Here is a 21,014-nt window from a genome sequence, read left to right as displayed (position 1 = left end):
GGGCATGCGCGCCCTGTTCGGGCTGCTGCTCGCTGTCGCCCTGTCGCTCGCGGCAGGCGCGGCGCAGGCGCATCCGCATGTCTGGATCACCGCGACCAGCGAGCTGCTCTACGCCGAGGACGGCACCATCACCGGCGTGCGCCACGCCTGGACGTTTGACGACATGTTCTCGGCCTATGCGGTGCAGGGGCTCGAGAGCAAGGCCAAGGGCGCCTACACCCGCGAGGAGCTGGGTCCACTGGCGCAGACCAATGTCGAATCGCTGAAGGAATATGCCTACTTCACCTTCGCGCGAGCCGACGGCAAGAAGGAGCGATTCCAGGAGCCGGTCGACTACTTCCTCGACTACAAGGATACGGTCCTGACCCTGCACTTCACGCTGCCCCTGAAGAACCCGATCAAGCCCAGGCAATTGGTGCTCGAAGTGTTCGACCGCTCCTTCTTCATCGACTTCCAGATGGCCAAGGACAATCCGGTCAAGCTGGTCGGCGCGCCCGCCGGCTGCCAGATGAAACTTGACCGGCCGAGCGACGGCACCGCGAGTGCTCAGAAGCTCAACGAGCAGACTTTTATGAACGGCGAGAATTCCAATTTCGGCATGATGTTCGCCAACAAGATCACGGTGGATTGCCCTTGAAGCCGCAACTCACGCCCATGGCGCGCGGGCTCGCTGTCTGCGCCGGCGTTCTTCTCGTCGTGGGCGTGACCGATGCGGCGCTCCACGATCTCCTCGCGCAGAACCCGTTCGGCGCGCCGCGTTCGACACAAGCTGCCCAGCCCGAGGCCGGCGGCTTGATCGGCTGGCTGTTGGCAAAACAGTCGGAATTCTATCGGCAGATGTCGGCGACCATCCGCGCCGCGAAGTCCGATGGCTCCGCGGTGTGGACGCTGCTCTTCATCTCGTTTGCCTATGGCATCTTCCACGCGGCTGGTCCCGGGCACGGCAAGGCGGTGATCGCCTCCTATCTCGTCGCCAATCGCGAGACCGCCCGGCGCGGCATCATGCTGTCGTTTGCCTCCGCGTTGATGCAGTCGCTGGTGGCCATCCTGATCGTCGGCATCTCGGCCTGGGTGCTGAATGCGACCGCCAAGACCATGTGCAAGGCGGAAGGCGCGATCGAGATCGCAAGCTACGCGCTGATCGCGCTGTTCGGCCTGCGGCTGGTCTGGGTCAAGGGACGCACCTTCATCCGCGCGCTGCAGGCGGTTCAGGCGGTGCCGGCGATCGCGGGCGTGCCGCATGACCATCATGATCTCGGTCACCACCATCACGATGCGCACGATCATCATGGCCACGATCACGCCCAGGCCCATCATCACCACCAGCATGACCACGTTCACGACGAGCATTGCGGCCATTCCCACGGCCCCACGCCGAGCGAACTCGCCGGCCCCGGTGGCTGGGGACGCGGCTTTGCCGCGATCCTGACCGTCGGCATCCGCCCCTGTTCGGGCGCGATCCTGGTGCTCGTGTTCGCGCTGGCCCAGGGCCTGTTCTGGGCCGGCATTGCCGCGACCCTGCTGATGGGGCTCGGCACCGCGATCACGGTCGCGGCCATCGCTGTGGTCGCCGTCTCCGCCAAGGACATCGCCGCCCGCCTGAGCGCCGGACGCGACGGCAGCCGCGCACTGTTCATGCGCGGTATCGAATTCGCCGCCGCCGGCGTCGTGCTGCTGTTCGGCGCGGGTCTGTTGTTGGGCTACATCGCGGCCGAACGGACGACGTGTTTCTGAGTTTTTCCCTCGCCCCTTGTGGAGAGGGTGGCTCGCCGCGCCGCGGACAGAACCCCTCATCCGGCGCTTCGCGCCACCTTCCCCCACAAGGGAGAAGGAAGGAAAGATGTCACACCGGCAAGAACTGCTTCAACGCTGGCATGAAGAAGATCCCGAGATTGATCGCAAAGCCGATGCTCCAGAGAATGGAGCGCAGCGTCGGGCGGTTGCCGAGATAGGTCAGCACATAGGCGATCCGTACGATCAGGAACAGCACCGCGAGCTCGTCGATCAGGCGCTGCGGCGAATCCCTGTATTCGGCGAGCAGCACCGCAAAGGCGAAGAACGGAAAGGTCTCGATCCCGTTCTGATGCGCGCCGAGGGCGCGCTGAGCGATGGCGTCCTCGAAGAAGGCTGGATCGCGCGGCCGCGAATTGTCGAAGCCGCGAAATCTGATCCATTTGATCGAGACGATCGTTAAGAGATAGAGCAGCAGCGCCCCGAAAACGCACCATTCCGCTAGCGTCATGGTTCTCCCCCTGTGTACTGACCCTAGCGAAACCGCCCCAATCTTGACAAGTTCGGAACAACGCGCGACGCAACGGATCATGATGACAATCGCTCCCAGCCAGGCCGCGATGCCGGCCACGCAGCCCGCCCCCTCGCGCGTCGGTGTGCTCCTGGTCAATCTCGGCACGCCCGATACCGCCGACGCGCGCGGCGTGCGGGTCTATCTGAAGGAGTTCCTCTCGGACGCCCGCGTCATCGAGAATCAAGGCTTGATCTGGAAGGCGGTGCTGAACGGCATCATCCTGCGCACCCGCCCCCGCGCCAAGGCGCGCGACTATCTGAAGATCTGGAACACCGAGAAGAACGAGTCGCCGCTCAAGACCATCACGCGCTCGCAGAGCGACAGGCTCGCGGCCATGCTTTCGGACCGCGACCAGGTCACGGTGGAGTGGGCGATGCGCTATGGTAATCCTTCGATCAAGTCGGGCATCGATGCCCTGATTGCGAAGGGCTGCGATCGCATCCTTGCCGTACCGCTCTATCCGCAATATTCGGCTGCAACATCCGCCACCGTCTGCGACGAGGTGTTCCGCGTGCTTGCCCGCATGCGCGCGCAGCCGACGCTGCGGGTGACGCCGCCTTACTACGAGGATGAAGCCTATATCGAGGCGCTCGCCACCTCGATCGAGACGCATCTGGCGAGCCTGCCCTTCAAGCCGGAGCTGATCGTCGCCTCATTCCACGGCATGCCGAAGGCCTATGTCGACAAGGGCGATCCCTATCAGAGCCAATGCGTCGCGACCACAGAGGCGCTGCGCCGCCGGCTGGGCATGGATGAGACAAAGCTGCTGCTGACCTTCCAGTCGCGGTTCGGATTCGACGAGTGGCTGCAGCCCTACACCGACAAGACCATGGAGCGTCTGGCGAAAGAGGGCGTGCGCCGCATCGCGGTGATCACGCCGGGTTTTTCCGCCGACTGCCTCGAGACGCTGGAGGAGATCGCGCAGGAGAATGCCGAGATCTTCAAGCACAATGGCGGCGAGCAGTTTTCCGCGATCCCCTGCCTCAACGACAGCGACCCCGGCATGGATGTGATCCGAACGCTGGTGCTGCGCGAGCTCCAGGGCTGGATCTAGTGAGCCTGGATCTGAGGAGCGCCCCATGAACCGCCGCGAGGTTCTGGCGCTTCTTGGGGTGATTGCGGCGCTGCCGGCCTCGGTGCTGGCGCAAACGAATGCGGCGCGCCGGCTTGGCGTGCTCTCGGTCACTGCGGCCGACGATGCGATCGGTCAGACGCGTAGCGCGGTCCTGGTCGAGGCGCTTGCCGGCCATGGCTGGAAGGAGCACGACAGCCTCAAGATTGATTGGCGCAACGGCGGCGGCGACCGCGCACGGATCGCGCAATTCGCCGACGAACTCGTGGCGCTCAAGCCCGACATCCTGCTTGCGGTCGGCACGCCCTCGGTCGAGGAGCTGCGCCGGCGCACGACGACCATCCCGATCGTTTTCGCCGTCGTCACAGATCCTGTCAGCCAGGGCTTTGTCCAGAATCTCGCCCATCCCGGCGGCAATGTCACCGGCTTCACCGATTACGACGGCCCGCTGGCCGGCAAATGGCTGGAGATGCTGACGCAGGTCACGCCAAAACCGTCCCGTGTCTTGGTCGTCTACAATCCCGCCACTGCGCCGTTCGCGCCGCTGATGCTGCGTACGATCGAGGACGCCGGCCGCGCGCTCGATGTGACGGTGGAGCCCGTGCCGGTCCATGACACGGCCTCGATCGCCGCCCTGGCCCTACGGAAAGACGGCGGCCTACTGGTGCTGCCGGACTTCTTCACCATGTCCAACCGTGCGCTTCTGCTGGCGGCGATCAATGAAGCGCGCGTGCCGGCGGTGTTCTGGAGCCGCACCTTCGTCGACGAGGGTGGCTTGATGTCCTACAGTACCGATAGCGCCGAGCAGCTCCGCCGCGCCGCCTCCTATATCGATCGCATCCTGAAGGGTGCGCGAGCGGCCGACTTGCCGGTCCAGAATCCCACCACGTTCGAGCTCGCGATCAACTTGAAGACTGCGAAGGCGATCGGCGTCACGCTTCCGCCAAGCCTGCTCGCAACCGCGAACGAGGTCATCGAGTAGGATTCGGCTGCGACGGCCGGCATGGCCGGATTCGTTAACGTCGGCGCTAGGTCTACGCCAGCACGCTTTCAAGAGCGCCTCGCAAATACATAATCGCGACCATTCCCTCTCCCGGCGTCTTGTGTAGAATCCTGCCGATGCCGAAACCAGGCACGACCGCTGAGCCTTGAATCTTCTGAACTCTTTACTGAACGCTTTACTGAACCCTTGGGGTCGTGATCCCGACCAATGACAGCGCGGGAAAGGGCTTTTTCCCGCCTTGGAGGAAATATGAGCGGTTTCGACATTTTCGCAATTGTGCTGGTTTTGCTGGTCATCGTCACGCTGATTGCCGGCGTGAAAACGGTACCGCAGGGCTATGACTGGACCATCGAGCGGTTCGGCAAATACACCCAGACGCTGAGCCCCGGGCTCAATCTGATCGTGCCCTATTTCGATCGCGTCGGACGCAAGATCAACATGATGGAGCAGGTGATCGACATCCCCGAGCAGGAGGTGATCACCAAGGACAACGCCACCGTGACGGTCGACGGCGTCGCCTTCTTTCAGGTGTTCGATGCCGCCAAGGCGAGCTACGAGGTTTCCAACCTGACCCAGGCCGTCACCGTGCTGACCATGACCAACATCCGTTCGGTGATGGGTTCGATGGATCTCGACCAGGTGTTGTCGCACCGTGACGAAATCAACGAGCGCCTGCTGCGTGTGGTCGATGCCGCTGTCTCGCCCTGGGGCCTCAAGGTCAATCGTATCGAGATCAAGGACATCGTGCCGCCGGCAGACCTCGTCGAGGCCATGGGCCGACAGATGAAGGCCGAGCGCGTCAAACGCGCCGACATCCTTCAGGCTGAAGGTGCGCGCCAGTCCGAGATCCTGCGCGCAGAGGGTGCCAAGCAGGGCCAGATCCTCCAGGCGGAAGGTCGCCGCGAGGCCGCCTTCCGCGACGCCGAAGCGCGCGAGCGGTCGGCGGAAGCCGAGGCCAAGGCGACGCAGATGGTCAGTGAAGCCATCGCCAAGGGCGACGTCGCGGCGCTGAACTATTTTATCGCCGACAAGTATATCAAGGCGTTCGGCCAGTTCGCGGACTCTCCGAACCAGAAGATCATCATGCTGCCGATCGAAGCCACCAGCATGCTCGGCTCGCTCGCCGGCATCGGCGAGATCGCCAAGGCGACGTTCGGCGAGAGTGCGGCATCCGCGGCTGCCGCCGCTCGTCGCGCGGCGGTGCCGACGACCGGCAGCACGCCGCCGGCGGTGCCGCCGCGGCAGGGGTAAAGCGCATGCCCCGGAAAAGTGGACACCGGTTTTCCGACGAGGGCATGCGCCATTTCAAAGAGGTCGTGTCATGACCGACATGTTCGTATCGCTCGGCACCTGGAATTGGCTGATCTTCGGCTTCATCCTGATGGCGCTGGAGGTGCTGGCGCCGGGCGTGTTCCTGTTCTGGCTCGGGCTCGCCGCGCTGCTCGTCGGGCTGATCTCGTTCGGAGTAGCGATATCCTGGCAGATCCAGCTCGTGATGTTCGCGATCTTCGCCGCCGCCGCCGTGCCGGTCTGGCGCCGGCTCGCCCGGCCGAAGCCGGATGCAATTGCCGCCAGCCCCTTCCTCAACAAGCGCGCGGATGCGCTCCTCGGCCGCGAGTTCACGCTGGAGAAGCCGATTGTCGACGGCAACGGCACCATGCGCATCGGCGACACCGTCTGGCGCGTCGCAGGTCCTGATACGCCGGCGGGCACGCGTGTGAAGGTGGTGCAGGTCGACGGTGCGAATCTGACGGTGGCGGCGGCTTAGGTCGCCGTCATTACGAGCGAAGCGAAGCAATCCAGAATCTTTCCGCGGCGACAGTCTCGATTGCTTCGCTGCGCTCGCAATGACAAGCTTGTCGGGACGGCATCGCCAGACTTACGCGCCGCTCTTGCTTCGCCACCGCTCCGCAAACCTATGCAGCGGCATGAACGTCTCGCACAATTCCCGCCCCAGCGCCGTCAGCCCGTAACCGCCAGCTTCGCCCAGTTCCACGAACCCGGCCTCGCGCAAATCGTCCAGCCGCGCCTGCAGCACCGTCGGCGAGGCCTCGTCGCAGGCCGCTCGCAATGCGCGCGAGGTGAGGGGGGCGTCGCGCAGCTCCCACAGGATTCGCAGGCTCCAGCGTCGTCCCAGGAGGTCGAGCAGCACCATGACCGGCCGCCCGGTGCGCGAGCCACGGACGCCGCGCGATCTCGAAGTGGTCTGTTTCGCCATCGCCGCCCTCTTGCGCAATGCTACAGATAGTGTAGCGTTATGCTACAGTAAATGTAGCAAGAGAGGCGGCCGATGTCCCAGGCCACACCACGCATTGCCCCGCTGACCCCGCCTTATCCCCCGGAGATCCAGGCGCAGTTCGACCGCATCATGCGAGGTGCGCCGCCGCTGCTGCTGTTCCGGATGATGGCGGGCCATACCCGCGCCTGGGACAAGTTTCGCGCCGGCGGCCTGCTTGATCCCGGCCCGCTGTCGTTGCACCAGCGCGAGATCGTGATCGACCGCACCTGCGCGCTGAACCAATGCGAATATGAATGGGGCGTGCACGTCGCGGTCTTTGCCGGGCCAGCGAAACTCACCGAGGAGGAAGTGCACGCCACCGTGCGGGGCGATGCGAGGTCGCCGTGCTGGTCCCCGGCCGAGCAGGCGCTGATCGCCGCCGTCGACGCGCTGCATCACCGCGCGACCTTTGACGACGCCGAGTTCGCCGCGCTGTCGACGCATTACGACGAGGCGCAGATCCTGGAGATCATGCTGCTGTGCGGCTTCTACCGCACGGTGTCGTATCTGGCGAACGGGCTGCGGCTGCCGCTGGAGGACACGGCGGCAAGATTCCCGGCGTTGCTCTAACCGCCGTCATTGCGAGAAGCTCTTGCGACGAAGCAATCCAGAGTCTTTCCGTGGAGGCAGTCTGGATTGCTTCGCTGCGCTCGCAATGACGGTGAGTGGCCCCCTACGCCACGCCCGCCCGCAGCAGATCGTGCAGGTGCACGATGCCCACCACCTTGTCCGCCTCGGTCACGACCAGCGTCGTGATCTTGCGGGTGTTCAGCACCTCGATCATCTCGGTGGCGAGCATCGAGGGCGGCACGGTCTTTGGCTGCCTGGTCATGATGTCGTCGACCGACGCCGCCAGCAGGTCCGGCCGCATCTGGCGGCGTAGATCGCCGTCAGTGATGATGCCGACGGCCTCTGCCGCATCGTTGACGATGCAGACGCAGCCGAGACCCTTGGCCGACATCTCCATCACCGCGTCCGACATCTTGGTGCCGAGCGGCTTGACCGGGATCTCCGCACCGGTGCGCATGTAGTCGCGGACGAATTTCAGCATCGCCCCTAACTTGCCGCCGGGGTGGAAATGCGCGAACTCCAGCGCGGTGAAACCGCGGCCTTCGAGCAGCGCGATCGCAATGGCATCGCCGATCGCGGCCTGCATCAGGGTCGAGGTGGTCGGCGCCAGATTGTGCGGGCAGGCCTCGCGCGCCTTCGGCAGCTCGATCACGATGTCGGCGGCTTGTCCCAGCGAGGACGCCGCGTTCGACGTCACCGCGATCATGGGAATGGCGAACCGTGCCGAATAGTTCACCAGCGTCTTCATCTCCGGCTGCTCGCCGGACCAGGACAGCGCCATGATGACATCGTCGGGCGTGATCATGCCGAGGTCGCCATGACCGGCTTCGGCGGCATGGACGAAGAAGGCGGGCGTGCCGGTCGAGGCCAGCGTTGCCGCGATCTTGCGACCCATATGGCCCGACTTGCCGAGCCCGGTGACGATGACGCGGCCCTTTGCGTTGCGGATCAGATCGACCGCCTTGGCGAAGCTCGCGCCAAGCGGGCCGCGCAGGGCGGCGGCGAGCGCGTTGATACCGCCGCTCTCCGTTTCCAGGGTGCGGAGTGCGGATTCGACGCTGTCGGGAATGGGGCCGGATGATTGGGTCATCAGCGGTTTCGAACTCGGCATGTTCTGGTCCAGGGAGGAGGGGCGTTCGCCCGTTGGCGCCTGCTTAGCACGCCACGACCTTCGAGGCGACGAGGGCGCCCCAACCCTCAACCGGTCGTTAACCATAATTGTTTTAACTCCATTAACGATGGTTCCCGCCGATCGGTGGGGACAATCGCGAAAGTATTTGATTTCGTTGGAGTTCTTCCATCGTGGGGTCGTCTCCAGGCACGAGCCGGAGCAAACGCGCGCATTTCCTGCGCGCGGCTTTGCCGTGCTTTGCGCTGACGGTCCTTGGAAGCGCCCCCGTGGCCGCCCAGAGCCTCACCCCAGACCTGTTCAGTCCCAACCGCGGTGGCTTCGCCTCGCCCGACACGCTGCCGACGCGCCGTACCGCGGGCGTGCCGCAGGCACCGTCGGATGCGCTGCCGACACTGCCCGATCCCAACGCCGATTTGCGCAAACGCCAGCAGACGCCGGCGCGCGTGGGCCAAAACCCGACCAACCAAAGCCCGACCGGTCAGGTCCCGATCTACGGCTTGCCCGCCGCCAATGGCGCCAGCGCTTCCGGCTACGACTCGCTCAACCGCAAGCGACAGCAGCCAAAGTTTTATCCCGGACAGGCGAAGCCGAAGCGTCCGGTCGGCCCCGGCTCGCCGGTGCCGCCGGCGACGCCGGAGCGAACGCTCGGCCCGCCACGCATCGCGCCGCCGCCCTCCGAGACGGCGCACAAGACTCCGGTCGCCCCGGCGATGGCCGGCAACGTGCCCGGCCAGCCGCTGCGCCGCCGCCTCAAGATCGATGACGATGCATTCGGCGCGGTCGGCGACTATGCCGGCAGCTTCTTGATCAAGGGCGGGCTCGAGCTCTCCACCGGCTACGACACCAATCCGGCGCGTCTGAGCAAGCCGGTCGGCTCGCCGGTTTATGTGGTCGCGCCCGATCTCCTCGTGGCGTCCGACTGGGAGCGCCACGCGCTGGTCGCGGATCTGCGCGGCTCGTTCTCGGGCTACACCAACAACATGCCGGCGACGATCGACGGCTTTGCCTCGCCCTCGCCGGTCGAGGTGGACCGCCCCGACTTCAACGGCCATGTCGACGGCCGCATCGACGTCAATCGCGATCTCAAGCTGACCACGCAACTGCGCCTGCGGCTCGCCACCGATAATCCCGGCAGCCCGAACGTGCAGGCCGGTCTGCAGAAATATCCTGTTTACGCGACCTATGGCACGACCGTCGGCTTCGACCAGACCTTCAACCGCTTCCAGGTCGCGGCCGGCGCCAACGCGGATCGCACCGCCTACACCAACTCGAAACTCACCGACGGCTCCACCTTCAGCAACGATGACCGCGACTTCAACCAATATGGCGGCGTGGGGCGCTTCTCCTACGATCTCAAGCCGGGCCTGAAGCCGTTCGTCGAGATCCAGGGCGACACACGCGTCCACGACCAGGCCGCCGACCGCAATGGCTTCTTCCGCGATTCGAACGGCGGCTACGCCAAGGTCGGCACGTCCTTCGAGTTCTCGCGGATCCTCACCGGCGAGGTCTCGGTCGGCTATTCCGCGCGCAACTATGTCGATCCGCGCCTGAGCCAGCTCGCGGGCTTCCTGACCTCGGGCTCGCTGATCTGGAATGCAAGCGGCCTGACCACGGTGAAATTCGCCACCGACACGCAGATCGCCGAGACCACCATCCCCGGCTCCTCCGGCGTGCTGGTGCACACCTACGCCGCCGAAGTCGATCACGACTTCCGCCGCTGGCTTACGGCAGTGGGCAAGTTCACCTACGGCACCTACGACTACCAGGGCCAGAATCGCAACGACAAGACCTACTCGTTCGAAAGCAATCTGATCTACAAGCTCAATCGCAACATCTGGATCAAGGGCACGCTCCGCCACGACATCCTGGATTCGAACCAGCCGGGCTCAAGCTCGCAGGGGACGGTGGTGATGGTCGGGGTGAGGCTGCAGAATTAGAGGGCACCCGACCGTAGGCTCCCAATAAGGCCAAACCTCAGGTGTCGTCCTGGCGAAAGCCAGGACCCATTACCACGGGCGTGGTTTGGCGAAGACTCGTCGTTTGGTATTGCGATCGGTCACGATCGAGGGATCACGCGGTATGGGTCCTGGCTTTCGCCAGGACGACAGCGGATTGTCTGTCTGCCTTAAGCCGCGGCGGCTCAGCGCGGCAGATCCGTCTTCCCCATCAGGAACGTATCGATCGACCGGGCGCACAGCCGGCCCTCGCGGATCGCCCAGACCACCAGCGATTGGCCGCGGCGCATGTCGCCGGCCGTGAACACGTTCGGGCGCGAGGTCTGGTAGTCGAGCGTGTTGGCCTTGACGTTGCCGCGGGGGTCGAGCTCGACCGAGAGCATCTTGAGCAGGCCCTCGTGCACCGGGTGGACGAAACCCATCGCGAGCAGGACGAGGTCGGCGTCGAGCTCGAACTCGGTGCCGGCGATCGGCTTGAACTTGTCGTCAACGCGGACGCAGTGCAGCTTCTTCACTTGGCCGTTGTCGCCGGTGAACTTTTGCGTCAGCACGGCGAATTCGCGGACCGCGCCTTCGGCCTGGCTGGAGGACGTCCGCATCTTGAGCGGCCAGTTCGGCCAGGTGAGGCCCTTGTTCTCGTGCTCCGGCGGGGCGGGCATGATCTCGAGCTGGGTCACGGAGAGCGCGCCCTGGCGCAGCGAGGTGCCGATGCAGTCGGATCCGGTGTCGCCGCCGCCGATGACGACCACATGCTTGCCACCGGCCAAAATCTCCTGGACGCCGCCGAGCGGCTCCTCGGACACGCGGCGGTTCTGCTGCGGCAGGAAGTCCATGGCGTAGTGGATGCCTGCGAGGTCGCGGCCGGGGATCGGCAGGTCGCGCGGGGCTTCGGCGCCGCCGGTCAGCGCCACGGCGTCGTACTCGTTGAGCATCTCGCGCGGGTCGACATTGCCGTCGACGCCGACATGGCTGTTGTAATGGAAGGTGACGCCTTCGCCTTCCATCTGCGTGACCCGGCGGTCGATGACGTTCTTTTCCATCTTGAAGTCGGGAATGCCATAGCGGAGCAGGCCGCCGGCCTTGGCGAACTTCTCGAACAGATGCACGTCGTGGCCGGCGCGCGCGAGCTGCTGCGCGCAGGCCATGCCGGCCGGACCCGAGCCGATCACCGCGACCTTCTTGCCGGTCTTCACGGCCGCCACTTCCGGCTTCAGCCAGCCATTATCCCAGGCGCGGTCGACGATCGCGCATTCGATGGTCTTGATGGTGACGGGGTTGTCGTCGATGTTGAGCGTGCAGGAGGCTTCACACGGCGCCGGGCAGATACGCCCCGTGAACTCCGGGAAATTATTGGTCGAGTGCAGATTGCGCGAGGCTTCTTCCCAGTTGCCCTGATAGACGAGGTCGTTCCAGTCCGGGATCTGGTTGTTGACCGGGCAGCCGGGCGTGCCGGGCGAGACCGAGCCGGTGCCGTGGCAATAGGGGATGCCGCAGTTCATGCAGCGCGCGGCCTGGTCGCGCGTTTCCTTCTCGGAGAGGGGAACGACGAACTCGTGGAAATGCTTCACGCGCTCGGCGACCGGGGTGTACTTGCGGTCATGCCGTTCGATTTCGAGAAAACCCGTGATCTTGCCCATTAAACCCGAAGTCCCTGCCGCTTAAATTCGTTGTGTTTCTTTCTCGTCGTCATTGCGAGGAGCGTGAGCTTCGAAGCAATCCATTCCGCATCAGAGGAGAAGTCTGGATTGCTTCGCTACGCTCGCAATGACGGGGTGTGATGCTCAGGCCCCGATCGCGATTTTCGGCTCGGCGTCCGCGTTGGCGGCCATTTCGCGCAGCGCGCGCCGGTATTCGACCGGCATCACCTTGCGGAATTTCGGCAGCCAGTCCTTCCAGTTGGCCAGGATGTCGGCGGCACGCCTGGAGCCGGTTGCCTTGGCATGGCGCGTGATCAGGACGTGGAGCCGCTCGACGTCGGAGGCGAGCAGGTCCTTGAACACGTCCACCCGGCCGTGCGCCTCGAGGTCACCGGAGTGATGATAGGTGCCGGCGTTGATCAGCTCTTCCGACAGCACCGGCTCGAGCTCGACCATCGCCATGTTGCACAGCCTGTCGAAGTCGCCGGTCTCGTCCAGCACATAGGCGATGCCGCCGGACATGCCGGCCGCGAAGTTGCGCCCGGTCTTGCCGAGCACGACCACGATGCCGCCGGTCATGTATTCGCAGCAATGGTCGCCCGCGCCCTCGACCACCGCCACGGCGCCGGAATTGCGCACGGCAAAACGCTCACCGGCGATGCCGCGGAAGTAGCACTCGCCTTGAATGGCGCCGTACATCACGGTGTTGCCGACGATGATGCTCTCTTCCGGCACGATGCCGCTGTTGGCCGGCGGCTTGACGATGATCTTGCCGCCCGAGAGGCCCTTGCCGACATAGTCGTTGGCCTCGCCTTCGAGCTCGAAGGTGACGCCTTGCGCCAGCCACGCGCCGAAGGCCTGGCCCGCGGTGCCCTTGAGGCTGACATGGATGGTCTCATGCGGCAGGCCGGCATGGCCGTAGATCTTGGCGACCGCACCCGACAGCATCGCGCCCGCGGAGCGGTTGGTGCTGTTGATCTTGGCCTCGATCTTCACCGGCGCACCGCGGTCGAGCGCAGGCGTCGCCTGCTCGATCAGCGTGCGATCGAGCACCGCTTCCAGATGATGGTTCTGGCGCTCGGAGTGATAGATCTTCTGGCCCTTCTCTTCCTTCTGCTTGACGAACAGTTTCGAGAAGTCGAGGCCCTTGGCCTTCCAGTGCGCGACCAGCTTGGTCTGGTCAAGCAGCTGCACCTGGCCGATCATCTCGTTGAAGCTGCGGAAGCCGAGCGAGGCCATGATCTCGCGGACCTCTTCGGCGACGAAGAAGAAGTAGTTGATCACATGCTCGGGCTGGCCGGTGAAGCGCTTGCGCAGGACGGGGTCCTGGGTCGCGACGCCGACCGGGCAGGTGTTGAGATGGCACTTGCGCATCATGATGCAGCCGGCCGCGATCAAGGGCGCGGTGGCGAAGCCGAACTCGTCGGCGCCGAGCAGCGCGCCGATCACGACGTCACGGCCGGTGCGGAAGCCGCCGTCGACCTGCACCACGATGCGGCTGCGCAGCCGCTCGCGCACCAGCGTCTGGTGGGTTTCGGCGAGACCGATCTCCCACGGCGAGCCGGCGTGCTTGATCGAGGTCAGCGGCGAAGCGCCGGTGCCGCCCTCGAAGCCCGCGATGGTGACATGGTCGGCGCGCGCTTTGGCGACGCCCGCGGCCACGGTGCCGACGCCGATCTCGGAGACGAGCTTGACCGAGACTGCGCCATCCGGGTTGACGTTCTTGAGGTCGTAGATGAGCTGCGCCAGATCCTCGATCGAGTAGATATCGTGGTGCGGCGGCGGCGAGATCAGGCCGACGCCCGGCGTCGAATGCCGGACCTTGGCGATGGTCGCGTCGACCTTGTGGCCGGGCAATTGGCCGCCTTCGCCGGGCTTGGCGCCCTGCGCCATCTTGATCTGCATCATGTCGGAGTTGACGAGATACTCCGTGGTGACGCCGAAGCGGCCCGAGGCGACCTGCTTGATCGCCGAGCGCATGCTGTCGCCGTTCGGCATCGGCTTGAAGCGGTCGGCTTCCTCGCCGCCTTCGCCGGTGTTCGACTTGCCGCCGATCCGGTTCATGGCGATCGCGAGCGTGGTGTGCGCCTCGCGCGAGATCGAGCCGAACGACATGGCTCCCGTGGCGAAACGCTTGACGATGTCCTTGGCCGGCTCGACCTGGTCGAGCGGTATCGGCTTGCGCTTCTCTTCGTCCGCATTCTTGATCCGGAACAGGCCGCGCAGCGTCAAGAGACGCTCCGACTGCTCGTTGAGGATCTTCGCGAAAGCGCGGTAGCGTTCCAGCGAATTGCCGCGCGCGGCGTGCTGCAGCAGCCCCACCGATTCGGCGGTCCATGCATGGTCCTCGCCGCGGCTGCGATAGGCGTATTCGCCGCCGACATCGAGCGAAGTCTTGTAAACGAGGGCATCGCCGAACGCGTCGGCATGACGGCGCACCGCCTCTTCGGCAATCTCGCCAAGACCGACGCCCTCGACGCGGGTGTGGGTGCCGGCGAAGAATTTGCCGACGAATTCCGCCTTCAGGCCGATGGCGTCAAAGATCTGCGCGCCGCAATAGGACTGGTAGGTCGAGATGCCCATCTTGGACATCACCTTGAGCAGGCCCTTGCCGATCGACTTGATGTAGCGCTTGACGATCTCGTAGTCGTCGAGCGAGCCGGGCAGGCGGTCCTTCATCGCGATGATGGTCTCGAACGCCAGATACGGATTGATCGCTTCCGCGCCGTAGCCGGCGAGACAGGCGAAATGATGCACTTCGCGCGGCTCGCCGGATTCGACGACGAGGCCGACCGAAGTGCGCAATCCCGTGCGGATCAAATGATGATGCACGGCGGCGCAGGCCAGCAGCGACGGGATCGGAACCCGATCGGTGCCGACCATGCGGTCGGACAGGATGATGATGTTGACGCCCTCGCGCACCGCGCTCTCCGCGCGTGCGCAGAGCTCGTCCAGCACCTGGTCCATGCCGGCCGCGCCGAGGCCGGCGTGGAAGGTGGTGTCCAGCGTGCGCGACTTGAAGTGCGACTCGGCGACCTCGGAGATCGAGCGGATCTTTTCGAGGTCCGCGTCGGTCAGGATCGGCTGACGCGCTTCGAGGCGCTTGGTCGTGGCAAGGCCTTGCAGGTCGAACAGGTTCGGCCGCGGTCCGATGATGGAGACGAGGCTCATCACCAGCTCCTCGCGGATCGGGTCGATCGGCGGATTGGTCACCTGCGCAAAGTTCTGCTTGAAGTAGGTGAACAGCGGCTTGGCCTTGGCCGACAGCGCCGAGATCGGCGTGTCGTTGCCCATCGAACCTGCGGCTTCCTCGCCGGTGGAGGCCATCGGCGTCATCAGGATGGTGATGTCTTCCTGGCTGTAGCCGAACGCCTGCTGGCGATCGAGCAGCGACAGGTTGGAGCGCACGCCGGTGGTCGGCACCTTCGGCAGATCTTCCAGCACGATCTGGGTCCGCTCCAGCCACTCCGTGTAGGGATGGCTTCTGGCGAGCTCGGCTTTGATCTCGTCGTCGGGGATCAGGCGGCCCTGCTCGAGATCGACCAGCAGCATCTTGCCGGGCTGCAAGCGCCACTTGGTGATGATCTGGTCCTCGGGAATCGTCAGCACGCCCATCTCGGACGCCATCACGATGCGGTCGTCCTTGGTGACGAGATAGCGCGCCGGCCGAAGGCCGTTGCGGTCGAGCGTGGCACCGATCTGGCGGCCGTCGGTGAAGGCGATCGCGGCGGGGCCGTCCCACGGCTCCATCAGGGCTGCGTGATATTCGTAGAAGGCGCGGCGCTTCTCATCCATCAAGGGATTGCCGGCCCACGCCTCCGGAATCATCATCATGACGGCGTGCGGCAGCGAGTAGCCGCCCTGCACCAGGAATTCGAGCGCGTTGTCGAAGCAGGCGGTGTCCGACTGGCCTTCGTAGGAGATCGGCCAGAGCCGGTTGATATCCTTGCCGTACAGCTCGGAGCTCACTGAGGCCTGGCGCGCCGCCATCCAGTTGACGTTGCCGCGCAGCGTGTTGATCTCGCCGTTATGCGCGATCATGCGGTAGGGATGCGCCAGCGACCACGCCGGGAAGGTGTTGGTCGAGAAACGCTGGTGCACGAGCGCCAGCGCGCTCTCGAAATCCTTCTCGTGCAAATCGGGATAGTACTTGCCGAGCTGGTCGGCGAGGAACATGCCCTTGTAGATCACGGTGCGGCAGGACATCGAGCAGGGATAATAGCCGGCGAGGCCGCGGTCGCGGCGCTGATAGATGGCCTGCGAGATCGACTTGCGCAGGATGTAGAGCCGGCGCTCGAAATCGTCCTCGGTCTTGGCGGTGCCGTTGCGGCCGATGAACACCTGCATGCAGGCGGGCTCGGTCGGCTTCACGGTGACGCCGAGCGAGGAATTGTCGGTCGGCACGTCGCGCCAGCCGAGCAGCGTCAGGCCCTCTTCCTTGATCTGGTGGGCGATGATGCTCTTGATGACGTTGCGCCACGCGGTGTCGCGCGGCATGAAAAGCGCGCCGATGGCGTATTCGCCCGGATTGGGCAGCGCGAAGCCGAGCTCCTTCGCCTTGCGGCTGAAGAACGCATGCGGGATCTGCACCAGAATGCCGGCGCCGTCACCGGCGCGCGGGTCGGCGCCGACGGCGCCGCGGTGCTCGAGGTTGCAGAGGATGCTGAGCGCGTCCGCAACGATCTCGTGCGACTTCTGGCCCTTGATGTTGGCGATGAAGCCGACGCCGCAGGAATCTTTTTCCAGGCTCGGATCGTAGAGGCCTACGGCCGGCGGCCGTGAATTGTGTTCCTGAATCGGATCGGTCGTTTTCGAGGCGACCGTCGCCGACAGTTGTTCTGCCACGATGTTTCCGCGCTCGACTTGCGACCCGTTCATGTTCTCGTCCTCTCCATGCGGCAAGCTGCCTCACCGCCATCTTCGGCGCACCTTGGGCGTCCCGCGGCACCCGCTTCTGGGTCACCGCTCGTCCGCTCGCGAGCCGCATTTTCTTAAATTCAGGCCAAGGCGTTCTTCGTCCCCGAGAACGGCTTTGCCTGTTGCCTTCCTGGCGCTCGAAAGCACCGACTTTCGTTGCAATCCCTATGCCGGAACCGCAAGCAAAATTGAGACAGTCTTCCTGTCCTAACCGTCACCTTGCCAAATTTTTGTCTATCACACAAGCGCGCGCAAGTCCCGATTCCCCATAGATCAATCGATCGCTTTCCAAAAGTTGCGCGGCCCCGGTTTAGAAGCAAACACGCCCTGATCCGGCCCCGCCGACGCCGGAATCCCCAATGAAGCTTCGGATCAACCCTCTGGAAGACGCGCCACGCCGCAAGAAGCGAAAGAGCGCGATCCATCCGGGGGCCTGACAGGAGCGTCTCGACCATGAAGTTTTTCACAGGATGTATGGCCGCCGCCACGCTGGCGCTGGCCCCGACCGCGGCTCAAGCGCAGGTTCCAGCGCGAGGGGCGATGATCGCAGTCTCGGATTTCGACGGCCCCTATGCGCCGCCGGAGGCCGCGCCGCCTCCGCCGCGCTACGGCTATAGCTATGGCTACGAAGAACGCGGGCCGGCCCCGGTGCTGCTGCCGTCGACCGAGGTCTACGCGGTGCTGCGCGAGAACGGCTTCTCTCCACTGGGCATCCCGCGCCTGCGCGGCAGCGTCTACACCATCGCGGTGATTGACCGCCGCGGGGAGGACGGCCGGCTGGTGATCGATGCCCGCGACGGAAGGATTTTGCGCTTCATGCCGGCTGCCGACGCCTACGGCATGGCGCCCGGCTACGAGCAGCCTGCGGTTGCGCCTTACCGCCCGCAAAGCGCGCTGCCGCCGCCGACCATGGTCCGCAGTGGTCCGCCCCGCCCACCGGCTCCGATTCCGCATGTCGCCAGCCGCTCCGTGCCGCTGCCCAAGGCGGCTCCGCCGCGCGGCGAGACGCCGGTCACAGCGGCGAAGCCGGCCGAGCCGGCGACGCAGCCGGCAGCGCAGGCTCAACCTGCCACGCAGACCGTGGCGGCCGTGCCGGCAAAGCCCGCCGAGGCCGCGCCGCAGGTCATTGCTCCAACCGTCGGTCTGGCCAAACCTGCTCCAACCATCCTGCCGACACAGGACATGCCGGCAGCGCAGGGGCTGGATTAGGACGCTACGCATCACACCAACGGTGTCGTCCTGGCGAAAGCCAGGACCCATACCGCGAGGTCTGTCGATTGTTCGTGGTGTGAGTACCGGACGACGAGTCTTCGCCAAACATCCCCTTGGGGTAATGGGTCCTGGCTTTCGCCAGGACGACGTTGGGGAGAGAGCGGAGCAAAACAAAAGGCGCCTGAGCACTCAGGCGCCTTTGCACCATGACAAGCGCCGCTCAGCTCCGCCCATACCCCGCCGCTTCCAGGATCAAATTCGCCACCTCCTTCGGATGAGACACCAGCGAGAGGTGGCCTGCGTCGAGCTCGATCGTGGTGGCGTTCATGCGCTTGGCGAGGAAGCGTTCGAAATCGGGATTGATGGTGTCGTCGCTCTTCGACACCGCGTACCAGCTCGGCTTGGAATGCCATGCCGCCTCTGTGGTGCGACCGGCGAAGATCGAGGCGGCCGTCGGCCATTGCACCGCGTAGAGCGCCTTCGCCTGCTCCGGCTTCACGCCATTGGCGAAATACTTCAGGAAGGCGTCTTCCGAGAGCCTGGTGTAACCGTCGCGCTCGACGACGCCGGTGCGCACCGGTCCCGCGGGGAATTGCTTGGACAGGGCGACGAAATCCTCGTTGGCATCGGGTGCGCGGGCGGCGACATAGACGAGGCCAGTGACCTTCGGGTCGTTGCCGACCTGGCTGATGACGGTGCCGCCCCAGGAATGCGCGACCAGCACGGTTGGACCATCCTGCTCGGCCAGCGCGCGCTTGGTCGCCTCGACGGAGTCCGACAGCGACGACAGTGGATTCTGCACGGCAGTTACGTTGAAGCCTGCGGCTTGGAGGATCGGGATCACCTCCGACCAGCTCGAGCCGTCGGCCCAGGCGCCGTGCACCAGCACGATGTTCTTGGCCTTCACCGTTTGCGGGGTCTGTGCGTGAGCAAGGCTGATGGGGGCCGCCAGCAGGCTCGCGGCGACGAAAAGGCTGCGCCAAAGTGTCATGATCGTTCTCCGTCTCATTTTGTGTTCGATATTCAAAGGACGGTGTGCGGAGCGGCGGCGTTACGCTTGGTCACTCACCTGTGACAACCGCCTTGGTCGGGCGCGTACGAGACACGCAGGCGAGCTCATGCGGTGTGTGGGTAACGTAGAACAACAGACCCAAACCTGTATTTCGATTTCAACCGAAAACCAGCTGCCGGCCGCAGGATTTGCGGCTACTTGCAGCTTTCGCGAGCCAACGACTGAACACGCAAAAAAACGCCCCGGGGCACCGGGGCGTTTTCGCAACCTGGAAGTGGCGTCCGTGATTTACGCGGCTACCGAGTTCTCGATCACCTGTGCGCCCTGCGCACCGGTGTTGATCGCGATCTGGCGCGGCTTCTTCGCCTCGGGAATCTCGCGGACGAGGTCGACGTGAAGCAGCCCGTTCTCGAGCGAGGCGTTCTTCACCTGCACGAAATCGGCAAGCTGGAATGCGCGCTCGAAAGCACGCGCGGCGATGCCGCGGTACAGCACTTCGGCCTTCGAGTTCTCGTTGGCGACTTTTTCGCCCTTGATCGTCAGCGTGTTTTCCTTCGCGACGATGGAGAGCTCATCCTTGGCAAAGCCCGAGACCGCAACGGTGATGCGGTAGTCGTTCTCGCCGGTGCGCTCGATATTGTAGGGGGGATAACCGGGGCTGCCGTCCGAACCGGCCTGGTCGAGCAGGTTGAAGAGGCGGTCGAAGCCGACGGTGGAACGGTAGAAGGGGGTCAGGTCGTACGTACGCATGGTCAAGTCCTCCATTGAGCGACTGTTGAGTAACCCGCCCGCCAATCGGGCCGGGCTTTCGTCTGTGTGCAGCCTGATGTTCCGGTTCCGAAACACTGGTAGCGGCCTGCACCAAGGTGATATGGGTTGACGAGAACGGCGTTCAAGAGGGCGGATACTTAGCCTTTTCGGCGCTCCCGCCCCCTGATTTGCAGCACTTCGTGCCCAAGCCCTCCCCATCATGACGCTGGTCTCGATACCATCCAATCCCGTTCCCGAAGACGTCGTCAGCGGCACCATCAAAACCCCTGATGGCGTCGAGCTGCGCTTTGCGCGCTGGGCGCCGCCGGCGAACCGCAAGGGCACCGTCTGCGTCTTCACCGGACGCAGCGAGCAGATCGAGAAATATTTTGAGACCGTGCGCGACCTGCGCGACCGCGGTTTTGCGGTGGCGATGATCGACTGGCGCGGGCAGGGCCACTCCTCGCGCCGCCTGCGCGATCCGCGCAAGGGCTATGTTCGCGACTTCGCCGATTTCGAGATCGACGTCGAGACCTTCGTGCAGCAGGTGGTGCTGCCGGATTGCCCGCCGCCCTTCTTCGCGCTCGCCCACTCCATGGGCGGCACGGTGATGCTGCGGGTGGCGCATGCGGGCAAGCGCTGGTTCGACCGCATGGTGCTGTCGGCGCCGATGATCGACCTGCCCGGCCGCGCCACCTCGTTTCCGGCGCGGGCGCTGCTGAAGACGATGCGCGTGTTGGGGATGGGCGGCCGTTATGTCCCCGGCGGCACCGACCAGATCACCGGGCTCAATCCCTTCATCAACAATCCGCTGACCAGCGATCCCGTGCGCTATGCGCGCAATGCCGCGATCCTGGAGGAGGATCCGACCCTCGGGCTCGCGTCACCGACGGTCGCCTGGGCCGATACCGCCTTCCGCGCGATGAACACCTTCAAGGGCAAAAACTACCCGTCCGATATCCGTCAACCGATCCTGATGCTGGCGGCCTCCAGCGACACCGTGGTCTCGATCGCGGCGATCGAGGAGTTCGCCTATCATTTGCGCGCCGGCTCCCATCTCGTGATCGCCGGTGCCAAGCACGAGATACTCCAGGAGCAGGACCGCTACCGTTCCCAATTCTGGGCCGCCTTCGACGCCTTCGTGCCGGGTACGCCGCTGTTCAAGTGAGGG

General features: G+C 64.8%; 17 protein-coding genes. 10 read left to right on the top strand and 7 right to left on the bottom strand.

The window, feature by feature from the left end; genetic code table 11:
* Positions 1 to 4: 4 nt before the first annotated feature.
* A complete protein-coding gene (locus tag IVB45_RS33055) occupies positions 5 to 637 on the top strand; it encodes a DUF1007 family protein (RefSeq protein ID WP_247357853.1) in 633 nt (210 codons plus the stop codon).
* A complete protein-coding gene (locus IVB45_RS33050) occupies positions 634 to 1,734 on the top strand; it encodes a nickel/cobalt transporter (protein WP_247357854.1) in 1,101 nt (366 codons plus the stop codon). Before IVB45_RS33055 ends, IVB45_RS33050 begins: the two co-directional genes overlap by 4 nt.
* Positions 1,735 to 1,843: 109 nt before the next feature.
* Here the strand turns inward: IVB45_RS33050 and IVB45_RS33045 are convergent, their stop codons facing one another.
* A complete protein-coding gene (locus tag IVB45_RS33045; RefSeq protein WP_027565541.1) occupies positions 1,844 to 2,242 on the bottom strand; it encodes an MAPEG family protein in 399 nt (132 codons plus the stop codon).
* A gap of 79 nt (positions 2,243 to 2,321) precedes the next feature.
* Here IVB45_RS33045 and hemH point away from each other — a divergent pair, with 79 nt between their 5' ends.
* The 4 genes from hemH (at position 2,322) to IVB45_RS33025 (ending at position 6,148) form a co-directional block, all read left to right on the top strand.
* Positions 2,322 to 3,359, top strand: a complete 1,038-nt coding sequence (gene hemH, locus IVB45_RS33040; protein ID WP_247357855.1) for a ferrochelatase — start codon at positions 2,322 to 2,324, stop codon at positions 3,357 to 3,359.
* Between the two features lie 25 nt (positions 3,360 to 3,384).
* Complete coding sequence (locus IVB45_RS33035; RefSeq protein WP_247357856.1) at positions 3,385 to 4,359, top strand: ABC transporter substrate-binding protein; 975 nt, start codon at positions 3,385 to 3,387, stop codon at positions 4,357 to 4,359.
* A 270-nt stretch (positions 4,360 to 4,629) separates the two neighbouring features.
* Positions 4,630 to 5,631, top strand: a complete 1,002-nt coding sequence (locus IVB45_RS33030; RefSeq protein ID WP_247357857.1) for an SPFH domain-containing protein — start codon at positions 4,630 to 4,632, stop codon at positions 5,629 to 5,631.
* 70 nt (positions 5,632 to 5,701) lie between these two features.
* A complete protein-coding gene (locus tag IVB45_RS33025) occupies positions 5,702 to 6,148 on the top strand; it encodes an NfeD family protein (RefSeq protein ID WP_007597152.1) in 447 nt (148 codons plus the stop codon).
* A gap of 111 nt (positions 6,149 to 6,259) precedes the next feature.
* Here the strand turns inward: IVB45_RS33025 and IVB45_RS33020 are convergent, their stop codons facing one another.
* Positions 6,260 to 6,598: a helix-turn-helix domain-containing protein gene (locus IVB45_RS33020; RefSeq protein WP_247357858.1), complete on the bottom strand. Its 339-nt coding sequence runs from the start codon at positions 6,596 to 6,598 to the stop codon at positions 6,260 to 6,262.
* A gap of 72 nt (positions 6,599 to 6,670) precedes the next feature.
* Between IVB45_RS33020 and IVB45_RS33015 the strand changes: the two genes are divergently transcribed.
* Positions 6,671 to 7,228: a carboxymuconolactone decarboxylase family protein gene (locus IVB45_RS33015; protein WP_247357859.1), complete on the top strand. Its 558-nt coding sequence runs from the start codon at positions 6,671 to 6,673 to the stop codon at positions 7,226 to 7,228.
* 103 nt (positions 7,229 to 7,331) lie between these two features.
* Here the strand turns inward: IVB45_RS33015 and IVB45_RS33010 are convergent, their stop codons facing one another.
* Positions 7,332 to 8,339 (bottom strand): KpsF/GutQ family sugar-phosphate isomerase, encoded by a 1,008-nt coding sequence (locus IVB45_RS33010; protein ID WP_027514060.1) that lies wholly within the window; start codon positions 8,337 to 8,339, stop codon positions 7,332 to 7,334.
* Positions 8,340 to 8,530: 191 nt separating this feature from the next.
* Here IVB45_RS33010 and IVB45_RS33005 point away from each other — a divergent pair, with 191 nt between their 5' ends.
* Positions 8,531 to 10,297 carry an outer membrane beta-barrel protein gene (locus tag IVB45_RS33005; RefSeq protein WP_247357860.1) on the top strand — a complete coding sequence of 589 codons (1,767 nt, stop codon included), beginning with the start codon at positions 8,531 to 8,533 and terminating at the stop codon, positions 10,295 to 10,297.
* 203 nt (positions 10,298 to 10,500) lie between these two features.
* Here the strand turns inward: IVB45_RS33005 and IVB45_RS33000 are convergent, their stop codons facing one another.
* Together IVB45_RS33000 and gltB are read right to left on the bottom strand one after the other, a co-directional pair.
* On the bottom strand, positions 10,501 to 11,952 hold the full coding sequence (locus IVB45_RS33000) for a glutamate synthase subunit beta (RefSeq protein WP_247357861.1): 1,452 nt from the start codon (positions 11,950 to 11,952) through the stop codon (positions 10,501 to 10,503).
* A 144-nt stretch (positions 11,953 to 12,096) separates the two neighbouring features.
* Positions 12,097 to 16,830, bottom strand: coding sequence for a glutamate synthase large subunit (gltB, locus tag IVB45_RS32995; protein ID WP_247357862.1), 4,734 nt, complete (start codon positions 16,828 to 16,830; stop codon positions 12,097 to 12,099).
* Positions 16,831 to 17,322: 492 nt separating this feature from the next.
* Here gltB and IVB45_RS32990 point away from each other — a divergent pair, with 492 nt between their 5' ends.
* Positions 17,323 to 18,078: a hypothetical protein gene (locus tag IVB45_RS32990; RefSeq protein ID WP_247357863.1), complete on the top strand. Its 756-nt coding sequence runs from the start codon at positions 17,323 to 17,325 to the stop codon at positions 18,076 to 18,078.
* A gap of 223 nt (positions 18,079 to 18,301) precedes the next feature.
* On the opposite strand, the gene IVB45_RS32985 is transcribed toward IVB45_RS32990, so the two are convergent.
* The gene (locus IVB45_RS32985; protein ID WP_247357864.1) at positions 18,302 to 19,072 is read right to left on the bottom strand and encodes an alpha/beta hydrolase; all 771 of its coding nucleotides are present in this window, start codon (positions 19,070 to 19,072) and stop codon (positions 18,302 to 18,304) included.
* A 309-nt stretch (positions 19,073 to 19,381) separates the two neighbouring features.
* Positions 19,382 to 19,843 carry an Hsp20 family protein gene (locus IVB45_RS32980; protein ID WP_007597127.1) on the bottom strand — a complete coding sequence of 154 codons (462 nt, stop codon included), beginning with the start codon at positions 19,841 to 19,843 and terminating at the stop codon, positions 19,382 to 19,384.
* A gap of 220 nt (positions 19,844 to 20,063) precedes the next feature.
* On the opposite strand from IVB45_RS32980, the gene IVB45_RS32975 reads away from it, so the two are divergent.
* The gene (locus IVB45_RS32975) at positions 20,064 to 21,011 is read left to right on the top strand and encodes an alpha/beta hydrolase (protein ID WP_247284709.1); all 948 of its coding nucleotides are present in this window, start codon (positions 20,064 to 20,066) and stop codon (positions 21,009 to 21,011) included.
* The last annotated feature ends 3 nt before the right edge of the window (positions 21,012 to 21,014 follow it).

Origin of the sequence: Bradyrhizobium sp. 4, assembly GCF_023100905.1 — a bacterium.
Lineage (GTDB): Bacteria > Pseudomonadota > Alphaproteobacteria > Rhizobiales > Xanthobacteraceae > Bradyrhizobium.
The sequence above is the reverse complement of the archived record's forward strand: the minus strand, read 5'-3'. Positions and strand labels throughout refer to the sequence as shown.